This is a genomic window from Pseudomonas fluorescens, from assembly GCF_902497855.1.
In the GTDB taxonomy this organism is placed as follows: domain Bacteria; phylum Pseudomonadota; class Gammaproteobacteria; order Pseudomonadales; family Pseudomonadaceae; genus Aquipseudomonas; species Aquipseudomonas fluorescens_BI.
The window spans coordinates 1-14,310 of the sequence record NZ_CABVHU010000008.1 but is presented as its reverse complement, the minus strand read 5'-3'; the positions used below and the strand labels follow the sequence as shown (position 1 = coordinate 14,310).

Annotated in this window: 8 protein-coding genes and 1 pseudogene; 1 reads left to right on the top strand and 8 read right to left on the bottom strand. The window is 59.6% G+C overall.

What is annotated here, in order from left to right:
- Positions 1-16: 16 nt before the first annotated feature.
- Positions 17-5,578: a dermonecrotic toxin domain-containing protein gene (locus tag F8N96_RS16875; protein WP_150798748.1), complete on the bottom strand. Its 5,562-nt coding sequence runs from the start codon at positions 5,576-5,578 to the stop codon at positions 17-19.
- 207 nt (positions 5,579-5,785) lie between these two features.
- Between F8N96_RS16875 and F8N96_RS16870 the strand changes: the two genes are divergently transcribed.
- Positions 5,786-6,817, top strand: a complete 1,032-nt coding sequence (locus F8N96_RS16870; RefSeq protein WP_150798747.1) for an alpha/beta fold hydrolase — start codon at positions 5,786-5,788, stop codon at positions 6,815-6,817.
- A 280-nt stretch (positions 6,818-7,097) separates the two neighbouring features.
- On the opposite strand, the gene F8N96_RS16865 is transcribed toward F8N96_RS16870, so the two are convergent.
- The 7 genes and pseudogenes from F8N96_RS16865 to F8N96_RS16830 all read right to left on the bottom strand — a co-directional run.
- Positions 7,098-8,426 carry a sigma-54-dependent transcriptional regulator gene (locus tag F8N96_RS16865; protein ID WP_150798746.1) on the bottom strand — a complete coding sequence of 443 codons (1,329 nt, stop codon included), beginning with the start codon at positions 8,424-8,426 and terminating at the stop codon, positions 7,098-7,100.
- A complete protein-coding gene (locus F8N96_RS16860) occupies positions 8,423-10,324 on the bottom strand; it encodes a sensor histidine kinase (protein ID WP_150798745.1) in 1,902 nt (633 codons plus the stop codon). The genes F8N96_RS16865 and F8N96_RS16860 overlap by 4 nt, the downstream gene beginning before the upstream one ends.
- A 323-nt stretch (positions 10,325-10,647) precedes the next feature.
- The gene (locus tag F8N96_RS16850) at positions 10,648-11,382 is read right to left on the bottom strand and encodes an amino acid ABC transporter ATP-binding protein (protein WP_150763764.1); all 735 of its coding nucleotides are present in this window, start codon (positions 11,380-11,382) and stop codon (positions 10,648-10,650) included.
- Positions 11,379-12,050, bottom strand: coding sequence for an amino acid ABC transporter permease (locus F8N96_RS16845; protein ID WP_150763763.1), 672 nt, complete (start codon positions 12,048-12,050; stop codon positions 11,379-11,381). Before F8N96_RS16845 ends, F8N96_RS16850 begins: the two co-directional genes overlap by 4 nt.
- Positions 12,050-12,796, bottom strand: a complete 747-nt coding sequence (locus F8N96_RS16840) for an amino acid ABC transporter permease (protein ID WP_150763762.1) — start codon at positions 12,794-12,796, stop codon at positions 12,050-12,052. Before F8N96_RS16840 ends, F8N96_RS16845 begins: the two co-directional genes overlap by 1 nt.
- Before the next feature lie 191 nt (positions 12,797-12,987).
- Positions 12,988-13,902 (bottom strand): glutamate/aspartate ABC transporter substrate-binding protein, encoded by a 915-nt coding sequence (locus tag F8N96_RS16835; RefSeq protein ID WP_150798743.1) that lies wholly within the window; start codon positions 13,900-13,902, stop codon positions 12,988-12,990.
- Between the two features lie 301 nt (positions 13,903-14,203).
- Positions 14,204-14,310: pseudogene (locus tag F8N96_RS16830) on the bottom strand (IS110 family transposase); the annotation flags it as partial.

Here is a 14,310-nt window from a genome sequence, read left to right as displayed (position 1 = left end):
CGCTCATGTCTCGAAATCAGAGATTTTCGAAGTGCGGGAGCACCACTGATCGTTCACCGATTTTTCCTTCAGGCAGTTCGGGGTTGTCAGCGCGGGTCAGAAAACGGTGTTCCGCTAGCTTCAAATGGGCTTCCTCGAATTTGCGGAACGCGGGTGTGGCCGTGGTGTAATGGAAGTGGGCATACCACAGCACCTTGGGTGGTGTTTGCGTCAGGTCCCAGACTTCGTATTCCTGCATATAGTCGGCTCGTTTTTTCGGTTTACTCAAGTTTTTGAGTGGCGCGTATTTACGGATCTCCACCGCTTTTTGGTCAATCAGGTCAGCCAGCATGCCGTCGGTAGGGTTTTTACTGATCAGGGACTGCGAGGTACGCATTGCACGCCCGCTGGCGGTGAGTTCAGTGGCCTTTTCGCGCAGTCGGGCAATTAGCGCTTCCTGACCGTCAAGGCGTTCTATGCGGTTTGAGCGCTGCGTGAGTTCTGCTGCTTCGCTGACCATCATGCCATCAAGGCTGACAGGTAACATGCCTTGTCGTGCGTATCCCTCTACCGTCGCGACGTAGGACTGAACCTTAGCCAGTCTATTTCTGGCTTCGGACACTAATGATTTCACATTATCTTGAGCACGGACGGGTGGGGGCGGCGATGTATCTTCAATGACTTGGCATTTACCGCTGCTTTTTTCCTCCCAGGTTTCGACGTGATCACTGGCATGTTCGATGGCGTATCGCCTGTTGCCGCTGTTCGAGGCGATCTCTTTACCTATCAATAGTTTACCGTCTTCTGTTTCGAAGACTTTTCGGGTGGCTTTTTTAGGCCGGAAGAGTGATTTCATCAGGGTTGTCCGAGCTTTCTCACTCATTCCCTCGACAATATCCAGCAGCGGCTGACGATATTTCAGATTGAAGTGTTGAGGGTAGCCGGCAGGCCATATGCGCAGGTTGAGCATAAACTCATCATAGGTATTGAGGGAGTCGTTCAGAATGGCATTGCGTTGAGACAGGGTGACGCTGGTGATGGTCAGCTCCTCTTGCGCGATCAGGGCTCGATAAAGCTTGATGCGCGACTCCCTCATCTGCGAGTGCAAGTATGTCCAGGATACATCGGCTATATCGTTGTAATGGCTGATGAGATCAAGCAATGGGCGGGCTTTTTCAAATGGCAGCCTCTCCAAACGACGTTCTCGATCCAGGCCCTTGAGACGGGAGTTGATCGCAATCAATTGCTTGTCATCGGTCACATGCCGGAGCCAGGCTTCAATTTCCTGGAAGGCTGTTCCAAGGCCCTCAAGCTCCTGTAGTACTTTCGAAAAGTTGCTCTGACGCAGGTTCATAAGACGAAGTAATTCGTCAAATTCGCCGGAGGATAATATTTTTAACCTGATGTCTTCGATGTGCTCTTCAAGCATCGTGATCCGTCGTTGGCGTAGATCGGTTTGAATACTGAACCTGTCTACGATTAACGTCGCCGAGTTGCTCTTCGACTCCTGAAGGCTTCTGCGAACCTCGCGGGTTAAGGCAGGCGACTCCAAAAGCTCTGCACATTCCCCAAACAGCTCCTTGGCCTGGGTTATATCATGGGTGGTCGCCGTGTCGACTGCCTGAATCAGCGAGCGTTTGGAGGCTTCATCACCGGAGCCAAACAAGTCGAGGAGTTCGTTGGCCTGTATTACCTGGCGTTTCAGTTGTGCGCTTTTGACGGGTATGCCTTCAGTCAGTGTTTGTCGACGACGATAGATGATGCGATCCGTCCACCAGCGTGGCAGCCGTTGACGAATAGCCTGTGGCCAGAGTGCATCGAAGGTATCGGCCACGTGCCCGAGTACTTGTCCGCCACCGAGTACGCCGCCTTCGAGGGTCGTCCCATAGACGCCGTACCAGGTGTCCCAATGGCCTGTTTCATCCAGGGCGATGGGCTGCTTGTAGGTCTTTCGCGTATTGCCGGACAAACGCCAGCTGCGTGCATCCTTGCTGAGTTCCACCTGGAAGATGCGGCCCTGGCGGACGATGAAGTCACCGTCGGCATGCCGGTAAATACCTCGGTAGGGGCCGTGAGTGGCGGGCTGCACGCTTGAGAGCGAGATCGGTTTTTCATAATCGTAATCGGCGAAGCGTGCCACGGCGTGTCGCGCTTGACGTTGCGAGAGGCCATGCATCGCGGGTACATGTCTGGCCAGCCGCTGAAGCTGGCGAGTGCGCGTGAGTGAGCGAGCCGCTTGGGAAAAGACCGAGAATGCCACTTCGCCAGGCAGCAGATCCATGGCGGCGTCGATCAGCGACACCAGCATCGATTCGACCTCCGCCAGGCCATCGCCCACCTCTCCTCGCAAAAAGGCCGCCACCGCCTGGTTCGCGCTGGTCCAGGCATCGTAGAAGGCGAAAGCGCTGCCAATGAAGGGCAGCATGCCCATCGCCATTTTTATGTAATTGAAGGCGCGCGGGCCTTTCAAGGCGTAACGCTCCATGTACAGCGCATCATTGGAGCGGGAGGTACCCCGATGGGCCTCGATTAGGCGCCCCATATGCGCATTGAGCAGGTGGGCGGCCAGTGAGGTGGTGGCCGGCCAGCTCACGCCGACACCGATCAATGCGTCGAAGTTTTTCAGCATGGCCTGATTGATGCGGCTTTCATGAGCCCGTACGCTGCCCTGCAAGGCCCTGCCCGCCAGGTAGGTCACCCATTTGTCATGCGCGCACAGATTGAACAGGGCCTTGCGCGCGGCTTCCAGGCTGTCGTAGCGGCGCAGGAATTGGCCGTCGGGGCTGTCTGGCAGGTACAGCAACGTTGTTGCGCTGATCTGTTCTTCGATGAAGGTCACACCCGACAACGTGACGGGGCCTTCATTGGGCGTGTCCTCGCCACCCGGGTTCAAGCAGGCCGGCAGCAATACGATGCGCTTGCCATCGGCTTTCCACGCTTGGGGGGTGGTGGCTTCGATGGCGATCTTCAGGGTGTTCAGGTCGTTGTGGTCGATGTGTTGTTGCAGGCGCGCGAATTCACCCTGCAACTTCAACATCAGACTCCAAGGTTCGATCAGACTTGCCCGGCGATGCTCCCTGACGAAGACGGACTCGGTGGTGGCCCCCATGAAAGCGTCGCGGATCAGCTGTTCGTAGGCCTTGGGCAGGTCCAGTTCCGGCAGCACGCGTTTCAGGTAGTCACGGGTGATGCCGCTTGTCAGGGTCTGACGTTCGGTTGCATCTGCCGTCGTGACCTCCACCCGCATGAAGCTCAAGCGCAGTGAAAGCGGCTCCAGGTTCATCGACGGGGTGTTGTCGATGTTGAGTTGCGCCAACTCATCCAGGGGCATTTTGCTGCGCGTGGCACTGGGAATCAGCGCGAGCTTATAGCCAGACTGTCCAGGCGCGGGATCGAATTGCTTTTCCCATTTTACGGAATCAGGCAAATCGATCCGCACCTCGAAACTGCCCTCGATTGCGAAGTCCTTGCGCAGACGGGCGTGCAAGTGTTTACGGGTGAAATCATCACGGGGTTCCAGGGCGATGGTCATGAGCGCGTGACTGTGTTTCATCGCCGGGATATAGGCCTCGATCAGGCCCTTGAGACCGTTACGCTCGTTCTCTGTCAGTTTTCTGAGCCAGTCCGGCAGGCTGGAGGCAAGGGTAGCGCTTTGGCTTTGCTCCTGCAGATGGGCGAAGGCCTGGTTTCTGGCGGCATGCACCGGTACCTGCAGGGTGGCCAGTGCGCGTTTGCGCAGAATGTCCAGTTGTTCGTTACGTTGGTCGTCCGCGGCCGCCGCGACGTGACGCTGGCGTATTGCACCGGCTTGTTCTTCGAAGTCGCTGGTCAATTGATCCAGGCCATACAAAAGCGCGTCGCCGGTGATTTTTTTCGGCCGCACCGTCAATCCGTTGTTCTGATCGTGGATCTTGAATATCTGGCGTTCCAGCTCGCGACGGTTGGCGAACCGTTGCAAGCCACCACCGGTGCCGATCCAGTAGAGCAGCACGCTGTGCGGCGAGTCGGCATCGGCGAGCGCATCCGCGCGGGTCACGATAAACGCGCCTTTGAGTTCCTGGGCGGTGACCGTGGGTGTGTCACTCTCCTGTTCGGTCATCGACAGGGACAGACTGGCCGCCACCGGGTCTGGGCCGGGATCGTCGGGGGTATCCAGCAGGGCCTTGAGCAGCGTGTATTCATCCTCATCCAGTTGTTTGAGCGCCAGTTGCAGTGCGACCTCGGCCTGCAGTCCGGCCTTGTGCGCGCTGTGCAGGGCGGTGAAATCACTCTGGAAAGAGACCAGATCCGCTACTCGCGACCGATTGAGCAATCCAGAAGCAGCCTTGTCAGCCGCTTGTTCGGCGGTTTCCAGAGCTTTGAGCGAGTCCTTGAACGTTTTCAGGCCCTCACCCTCGCCAGCCTCTTCCACCAGTGTTTCCAGTGCATCGCGCTGTTTTTTCAGTGCCGCCTGACGCAAGGACCAGGGGATATCGGCATAAAGGCTGCCGAACAGCGATGCCTGATCGGTACCGTCATCGCCAGCTTCCAGCCTGGGAGGGGAGGCGAAGACGGTGAGGTGGCTGCGCTGTTGGTCTATCCGGTCGGCCTGGACCAGCGATTGCGCGCCATGCGCCGCCAGCCCGGATTGGCCGGGCGTTCGATGCCGCAGGCTGGTGACCTGGGATTGCGACCGATCCGCAAACAGCTCGCTGGCACCCACGCCCATAGGGTCGGTGCTGGCGGTGTATTCATAGCGAATGTTGTCGGTGGGCAAGCCGGTAGGGACGAGGGTCTGCCGGGACAGCCAGGTTTCCATGTCGCTGCGGGTGTTGAATCGCTGGATGGCCACCGGCCGGCTGGGCAGATACAGCCATTGGGCGACCGTTGCCGGGTCCCCCACGCTGATGACCCACGCACCTTTGGGTTTGATCCTGCTGCCGTTGCTCAAGATCAGCGCCAGTTGCTCGGTGTGGACGGGCTGGTTGTCCAGCGCCAGCGCGCCCACAGGCGGGTCGATAAGCAGCTGCAGGGGTTTGAACTGTTCTGCCGTCAGTATTTTTCGGGCCAGTGCCAGGTGGGCCGCGGCTTCGAAATGCTGACGGTACAGCTGCAGGGCCCGCTCTTTTCGCGATACCGCCGTGCCGGGAGCACGCTGGTCCCAGAAGGTCGCCCAGCGGTCGCTGTGCGCCTGCACCGGGTCAAGCGTCTTCAGTCGTTCGAGCATTTGCAGCGGGGTCAGGGACGACAAGGCGTGGCTTTGATTCAGACCGCTCACCGTGCAGTCCTGATCCAGTGTCGTCTCCAGTGTCGGGTGTTGCAGGACGAAGGCGCAGGCCTGGGTAAAGCTGACAAATCGTTCCGGTTGCTGATCGGTGGCGGCAAACAGCAAGCCGGCGTGCTGCCCGTCCAGGTCCAGTTGCTGTTTGAGCAGTTGCTCGAGCGTGTCGCGGATGCCCGGACTGTCGGCCATCAGCTCACGCAAGCTTTGGCTGCTTTCGCGCCAGCGTGCCGAAGCCTTCAGAAACAGGCTTACGTCCGGGAGGAAGGACATCGGGGAAAAGGGCGGTATGACAGCCGGCACCGGAAAGGGGCTGTCGAAAAGCAGTCTGTCGGTCATGGCAATAGGGCTCGCAGTGGTGGAGCGGCGGTTTCCACTCCTTGAGCGAGCCATTTAAGGCAAGTCCTGCCGGGCATAGGCACTACATAGTTACCGCACCGACCATTCAGCGATATTCATCAAACTGTCACGCAACTGTGGCAGCGCGCTTGAACGAATATCATCAGACTCGCGCTCTACTGGGGTTCTGCGTTTTGGTGTTTTTTCATGCGTGCTTTGTTTTTTTCTGCGGTCATGTTCCTGGCCGCGCTGTTCAGCCTGCCTTCCCTGGCGGCGTCTCGTTGTGAGGTGAACGTTCCGACCGAACGGGTCGATCTGGCGCAGGTAAGCCTGGCGTACCAGAGCATCGGCCGTGCGTCGGATCCGGCATTGTTGTTGGTCATGGGCCTGGGCGGGCAGTTGATCCACTGGCCGGACGAGGTGGTGGTTGCGCTGTGTCAGCAGGGTTTTCGGGTGATCCGTTATGACAATCGCGATGTTGGTCTGTCCACCTGGCGGCAAGCGCCGGTCGATGCCAACCTGACGTTCGAAGTGCTGCGCTACAAACTCGGACTGCCAGTAGCGGCACCGTACACCCTGACCGATATGGCGGACGATGCCTTCGGACTGATGGATGCCTTGCACGTCGAGCAGTTCCACGTGCTGGGCGCGAGCATGGGCGGGATGATCGCCCAGCATATGGCGGCCATGGCGCCGCAACGGGTCGAAAGCCTGACCCTGATCATGACCAGCTCCGGTGCCGAAGGCTTGCCGGCACCGAGCGCGGCGTTGGTGCAGCTCCTTTCGCGCCGAGGCGCGCCCAATCGCGAAGTGGCGCTCGAGCAGCAGGCCGATTTGCTCGCAGCGTTGGGCAGTCCGACAGTGAGCGACGATCGGCAGGCGCTGTTGCAGCAGGCGGCGCTGTCCTACGACCGGGCGTTCAATCCCGAGGGCGTGAAGCGCCAGATCATGGCGATCCTCGCCGAGCCGAGCCGGGTGGCGCTGCTCAACCGATTGCGACTGCCGACGCTGGTGGTGCATGGCACCGCCGATCCGTTGTTGCCGGTCATGCATGGTGTGCACCTGGCGGCGCATATTCGCGGCAGCCAATTGAAGCTGATTCCGGGACTGGCCCATCGATTCCAGGAAGCGTTCAAGACGCCGTTGCTGGCGGCGGTGCTGCCGTACTTGCAGGCCCATCGCGAGGATACTTCGCATTGGGCGCAGATTGATCCGGCGCCGGCGCCAAACCTCCTGTAACCCCCGGAACCCCTGTAGGAGCTGGCAAGCCAGCGAAGAGGGCGTGTCAGGCAACAATGTATTTGAATGTGCCGGCCTCTTCGCTGGCAAGCCAGCTCCTACATTGGATTTTTGCCGGACTCGGGATTTGTGTACACCCCGATCACCTGTAGGAGCTGGCTTGCCAGCGAAGGCGGCGTGTCAGGCGACAATGATATTGAATATGCCGGCCCCTTCGCTGGCAAGCCAGCTCCTACATTTGACCTTCGCCAGGCACAGGATTTGTGTACATTCCGATCCCTCAGTGGCTCAGCCCATATTTCTTGACCTTGTCGAACAGCGTGGTCTTGGCCATCCCCAGTTCGTGGCTGGCCTGGGTCAGGTTGCCGCCGCTGCGTTGCAAGGCGTCGTTGAGCAGGTTGCGTTCGAAGGCTTCCACGGCTTCGGCGAAGGCCAGGCCCTGATTGTTGCCGCTGGTACCGGATTTTTTGAAGGCCGGCAGGCCGAGCGCGAATCGTTCGGCGACATTGCGCAGTTCGCGCACATTGCCTGGCCAGTCGTGGCTCATCAGGTTGGACAGGGTCTGGTTGTCCAGCTCCGGCACCGCGCGGTCGAAACGCAGGGACGACTGCTGCAGGAAGTGTTCGAACAGTTGCAGGATGTCTTCGCGACGTTCGCGCAGCGGTGGCAGTTCCAGGGTCACCACGTTCAGGCGGTAGTACAGGTCGCTGCGGAACTCCCCGGCCTTGCTCGATTCGTCCAGGTCGGACTTGGTCGCCGCGATCACCCGGCAGTCCACCGCCACGCTCTGGTTCGAACCGAGGCGTTCGAGGGTGCGTTCCTGCAGCACCCGCAGCAGTTTGATCTGCAAGGGCAGGGGCATGCTTTCCACTTCATCGAGGAACAGCGTGCCACCGTCGGCGTGTTCGATCTTGCCGATCCGCCGTTTGCCGGCACCGGTAAAGGCGTTGGCTTCATGGCCGAAGATCTCGCTCTCGAACAGGTTTTCCGGCAGGCCGCCGCAGTTCAGCGCCACGAACTGCTTGGTATGTCGGCGGCTGAAATCATGCAGGCAACGCGCGACCAATTCCTTGCCGGTGCCGGTTTCGCCTTCGATCAACACGTTGGCCGAGGTATCGGCGACGTTGGCAATCAGTTCTCGCAAGTTCTGCATGGCCGGCGAGCGGCCGATGATGCGGCCTTCCAGGGAATCCCGTTCCGCCAGTTGCCGGCGCAACGACGAGACTTCCCGCGCCAGGCTGCGTTGTTCCAGCGCACGACGGGCGACATCCACCAGGCGTTCGGGAGAGAAGGGTTTCTCCATGAAATCGTAGGCGCCTTTCTGCATGGCGTCGACGGCCATGGAGATGTCGCCGTGCCCGGTGATCAGCACCACTGGCAGGCTGCGATCACGGGCCTTGAGCCGGGTCAGCAGCTCCATGCCATCGATGCCCGGCAGGCGGATGTCGCTGATGACGATCCCGGCAAAGTTATCGCCGACGCGCTCCAGCGCTTCTTCGGCGCTGCCCACGCCCACGCAGGGAATGTCTTCCAGGGTCAGCGCCTGTTGGCAGCCGAGCAGTACATGGGGGTCGTCTTCGACGATCAGCACACTCAGGTCGTTGTTCATATTGGCTCGGCGTGAAGGGGGCTTACCAACGGTAAACTGAGGACAAAGGTGGTACCACCGCTGGCCGGGTGTTCGACGCCAAGATGGCCGCCGGTGGCCGCGGCCAGGCTCGCCGACAGTGTCAGGCCCAGGCCCAGGCCCTGTTCGCCGGGTTTGGTGGTGAAGAAGGGTTCGAACAGATGCTTGCGCGTCTCGATGTCGATGCCATGGCCATTATCGCGCACACGCAGGCGGTATTTGCCGTCGAACGCCTCGCCTTCGAGCCACAATTCTGGCAAGGGTTGGGCCTGCATGGCATCAAGGGCGTTGCCGATCAGGTTGACCAGGATCTGCTCCAGTCGGGTCTGGTCGATCTGCACCTGCAGGTCGGCGAAGTCGCGATGCAGTTGCAGGTGCGCGCCTTCCACTCGACTGCCGAGCACTTGCAGGGCGGCGTCCACGGCCTTGCCGAGGCTGGCCTGGCCTTTGTCGTCGCCGCGACGGGCAAAGGAGCGCAGGCTGGCGGTGATCCGGCCCATGCGATCGATCAGTTCGTTGATGGTCTTGAGGTTGGTGCTGGCGACGTCCAGCTGACCGCGCTCGAGAAAACGCACGGTGTTGCCGGACAAGGTCCGCAGGGCGGCGAGCGGCTGGTTCAGTTCGTGGGCGATGCTGGTGGACATCTGGCCAATGGCGGCGAGTTTGCCGGCCTGCACCAGTTCATCCTGGGCGCGGCGCAAGGTCTCTTCGGCCTGCCGGCGTTCGCGGATCTGGCCCTTGAGCCGTTCGTTGCTGGCGCGCAGGTCGGTGGTGCGTTCGGTAATCCGACGCTCCAGTTGATTGTTGGCTTCCTGCAAGGCTTCCCGGGCGGCGAGGCGGGTGGCGATCACTTTGCGCCGCTCGTTCCAGGCGATCATCAGAAACGCCACCAGGGCAAACGCCACCGCCACCAGAATCCCCTGGTTGATCGCTTCACGCCGCAAATCCTGCAGGGGCGTGAGCAGGGTGAAATTCCATGGGGTGTCGCTCAGCGGGCGGGTTTGCGACAGGTAGCTGATGTTTTCTTCGTCGGACTCCAGCTCGCTGTTGGCCGGGAAGGTCAGCTTTTCCTCGCCTTCGGCCAGCTTTTCCCGGGCCAGCGGTTGCAGTTCGTTCAATGGGAACCAATAGTACTGCAGGCTGCGGGCCAGTTTTTCCTTGGTCTGCTCGCTGAGCGGAATCACCGATTTCAGGCGCCGTGCCGGATCGCTGGAAAGAATGATGATGCCGTTTTCGTCGCTGACGAAGGCCTCCAGGCGCGCCCGCTGCCAACGTTCTTCCATGGCTTCCAGGCGAACCTTGACCACCGCCACACCGATGATCTTGCCGCGTTCTTCCAGGCCGTGGGCCAGGTAGTAACCGGGCTCGCCGTTGGTGCTGCCGATGCCATAGAAACGTCCCGGCTGGCCACGAACGGCGTTCTGGAAGTAAGCGCGAAAGGACAGGTCTTCGCCCAGGTAACTGTCGACGTCGCGCCAGTTGCTGGTGGCCATGACGCGCCCGGTGGTATCCATCACGTAGATAGCCCGACTGCGGCTGCGCCGGTTCAGGCCTTCGAGGTATTCATTGACCGTCTGCCGGTGTTCCGGTGTCGGGTTGTCCAGCAACCTGGAAACACCGGATTCGAGTTCCAGCAGGCTGGGCAGGTAGGTGTACTTGCTGATCTCGCTCTCGACGGCACGGGCGTGCAGTTCCAGCTGGCGCTGGCCGTTCTCGCTGAGGCTGCGGATTCCGTAGTGCTCACTGACCCAGAAGCCGAGGTAACCCAAGCCGATCATCAGGGCGATGACCAGCGGCGGCAGGAACAGATGGCGAATCAGACGTGGTTTCACGGCGAGTGATGTCGGCGCGGCGCGGTAAAGAGTGGGGTCGCATTTCATCACAGATGCCTTGGGTCAACCACAACACATTCCCTTGTAGGAGCCGGCTTGCTGGCGAACCAGACGACGCGGTGTGCCAGACAAACCGTTCCCGCTTCTGTAGGAGCCGGCTTGCTGGCGAACCAGACGACGCGGTGTGCCAGACAAACCGTTCCCGCTTCTGTAGGAGCCGGCTTGCTGGCGAACCAGGCGCCGCGGTGTATCAGAAAAACCGCTTCCGCTTTTGTAGGAGCCGGCTTGCTGGCGAACCAGGCGCCGCGGTGTATCAGATAGACCGCCTTCGCTGGCAAGCCAGCTCCTACAGGGGGGAGCGGTGCCCTTTCTTAGTGCTGCAAAATCTTCGCAAGGAAGTGCTGGGTACGTTCGGCGCGGGCGTTGATGTCGCCGAAGAACTCCTCTTTCTTGCAGTCTTCGATGATTTTGCCCTGGTCCATGAAGATCACCCGGTCCGCCACTTTACGGGCGAAGCCCATTTCGTGGGTCACGCACATCATGGTCATGCCTTCGTGGGCCAGTTGCACCATCACGTCCAGCACTTCGTTGACCATTTCCGGGTCGAGCGCCGAGGTCGGTTCGTCGAACAGCATGACGATCGGGTCCATCGCCAGCGCACGGGCAATCGCCACGCGCTGTTGCTGACCGCCGGAGAGTTGCCCCGGATGCTTTTTCGCGTGGGCCGAAAGACCGACGCGTTCGAGCAGTTGCAGGGCTTTCTTGGAGGCCTCGTCCTTACTGCGACCCAACACCTTGACCTGGGCGATGGTCAGGTTGTCCATGATGCTCAGGTGCGGGAACAGTTCGAAATGCTGGAACACCATGCCCACGCGCGAGCGCAGTTTCGGCAGGTCGGTCTTCGGGTCGGCGATGGAGGTGCCATCGACCACCACATCGCCTTTCTGGAACGGTTCCAGGGCGTTGACGCATTTGATCAGGGTGGATTTGCCGGAGCCGGACGGCCCGCACACCACGATCACCTCGCCTTTTTTGACCTCGGTGCTGCAATCAGTCAGTACCTGGAAGTCCCCATACCACTTGTTGACGTTCTTGATAGAGATCATACGGCGAACCTTTTTTGCAGACGCTTGACCAGCTGCGAGGCGGCAAAGCTGATGATGAAGTAGGTGAAACCGGCGAAAATCAGGAACTCATTGGAGCGGCCGATGATGTCGCCACTGGCGCGCGAGGCATTGAGGAAGTCCACCAGGCCGACCGCGTACACCAGCGAGGTGTCCTGAAACAGGATAATGCTCTGTTGCAGCAGCAGCGGGGTCATCTTGCGGAACGCTTGCGGCAGGATGATCAGGCGCATCATCTGGCTGTAGTTCATGCCCAGGGCTTGGGCAGCACCCATCTGGCCCTTGGGAATCGATTGCACGCCGGCCCGGACGATTTCGCAGAAGTACGCCGCTTCAAACATCATGAACGCCACGATGCAGGAGGCGAACGCGCCGATCGGCGTGTCTTCGCCGGTGATCCAGCGCAGCACGAACGGCACCGCCAGGTAGAACCAGGTGATGACCAGCAGCAGCGGGATCGAACGGAAGTAGTTAACGTAGGCGCCAGCGATGTTCGACAGCAGTTTGCTGTGGGACAGGCGCATCAGCGCGAGGATAGTGCCGAGGATGATCCCGCCGATGACGCCCAGCGCCATCAGTTGCAGGGTCATGACCATGCCGTTCCACAAACCCGGCAGGGACGGGATGATGCCCGAGAAGTCGAATTCCATCATTTACCCCCTACGGAGATCAGGCCCGGTACGGCGACTTTCTTCTCGACACCGCGCATCAGCAACATCAGGCCCATGTTTAGGGTGAAGTAGATCAGCGTCGCCAGGGTGAAGGCTTCGAACAGGTTGGCGGAAAACTCGGCGGTCTGCTTGGTCTGCGCCAGCAGTTCCATCAGGCCGATCAGCGAGGCCACGGAGGAGTTCTTGAACACGTTCAAAAATTCCGAGGTCAGCGGCGGAATGATGATCCGGTAAGCCTGGGGCAGCAGCACGTTCCAGTAGATCTGCGGCAGCTTGAAACCCATGGCCCGGGCAGCGGATTCCTGGCCGCGAGGCAGCGCCTGGATACCGGTACGCACTTGTTCGCAAACGCGAGCAGTGGTGAACAGGCCAAGGCACACGACGACGCTGAGGAAGGCCGACGTGGTCGGGTTCAGGTCCTGTTTGTACCAGTCCTGCAGGTTTTGCGGCAGCAGGTCGGGTACCAGGAAGTACCAGATGAACAGCTGCACCAGCAGCGGCACGTTACGGAAGAGTTCGACGTAACAGGTCGCGATGCCCGACACGATGCGGTTCGGCACCGTGCGCATGACGCCCAGGATCGAGCCCAGCAGCAGCGCGATGATCCAGGCGGCGACGGCGATGGCGATGGTCCAGCCCAAACCGGAGAGGTACCAGTCGAAATAAATCTCGCTGCCCACGCCGGTGGACTTGAAGAATACGCCCCAGTCCCAGTTGTAATTCATTAGGGTCTCCCCTCGGATTCGATCGATGTACAAATGCCCGCCTGGGAAAACTCCGTTCCCGTGACCTTTACGGTCAGGCACACACGAGCGGCTCGACAGCCACCGGTTCGAGTGTTTCCAGAAAATGCCAGCAGGGAGTGACCATCCCTGAAAGGGCAGAGGCCCTCTCAGGAGGTAAGGTTAGTCAGAAATCAGGATTTCTTTTCGTCAGCCGCTTTATCGGTCGGATTGGCGATCAGGGCCTTGAGTTCGTCGCTCATCGGGAAGTTCAGGTTCAGGCCTTTAGGCGGGATTGGCTGCATGAACCATTTTTCGTAGATCTTGTTGATCTCGCCCGACTTGTAGGTCGCGATGATCGCGTCGTCGACCGCCTTCTTGAACGGCTCGTCGCCCTTGCGGACCATGCAGCCGTAGATTTCGTAGGACTGTGGAGTACCGGTAACGGCCCAGTCATCGGCCTTCTTGGCCTTGGCTGCTTCACCGGCCAGCAAGGCGTCGTCCATCATGAAGGCAACAGCGCGGCCTGATTCCAGCATCTGGAACGACTCGCCGTGGTCTTTGGCGGAAATGACATTCATGCCCATTTGCTTGTCGGCGTTCATCGATTTAATGATGCGCTCGGACGTGGTGCCCGCGGTGGTCACGACGTTCTTGCCTTTAAGGTCGTCGAAATCCTTGTACGCGGAGCCTTTCTTGGACAGCAGGCGGGTACCGATTTCGAAGATGCCGACGGAGAAGGCAACTTGTTGCTGACGCTCGACGTTGTTGGTGGTGGAACCGCACTCGACATCCACGGTGCCGTTCTGCACCAGCGGAATACGGGTCTGCGAGGTCACGAGGTTGTATTTGACCTGGAGGTTGGGCATGTCCAGGTCTTTCTTGATAGCTTCGACGATTTTCAACTGGATATCGTGGGAGTAGCCAACTGGCTTACCGGAAGCGTCCGCGATATAGGAAAACGGAATGGAAGCGTCACGATGCCCGAGGGTGATGGTGCCGGACTCCTTGATCTTCTTCAGTGTGCCGGTGAGTTCGGCAGCGAAAACTGGAGTGCTAATCAGAGCGGCAGCAATGGCTGCGCCCAGGATATGGGGAACGATGCGCATCAAATTTTCCTCGACATTGTTTTTTTTATGGAGCCAGTTCATCGGCCCTTTTGTGCTTCGAATGGCTGCCGGCTACTGAAGAGTCCGCGCAAACAGGCATTCGTCCAAGAGTGTAGAGCATGACTCGTGCCAGGCCAGGCTGCACAGGTCAAGTTATTGATTTATAAAGGTATTAAATATTTATAGCGTGGTTTCCTGAGGCCGAAGATCCGGTAAACCGAATTGACCGGCAGGTCGCGTTCGGAAAACCGAATGCAATCCGATGCCCTACACCTATCCCCTGTAGATACCGTCTTGAACCTCACCGGGCAAGCGCAAGTTTCGGGTCGTAGGGTTGGCCCGACTTGAGCACACCGTAAACGAAGTGCAGCAGCTTGCGCATCGCCGCACAGATAATCTGCTTGGGGG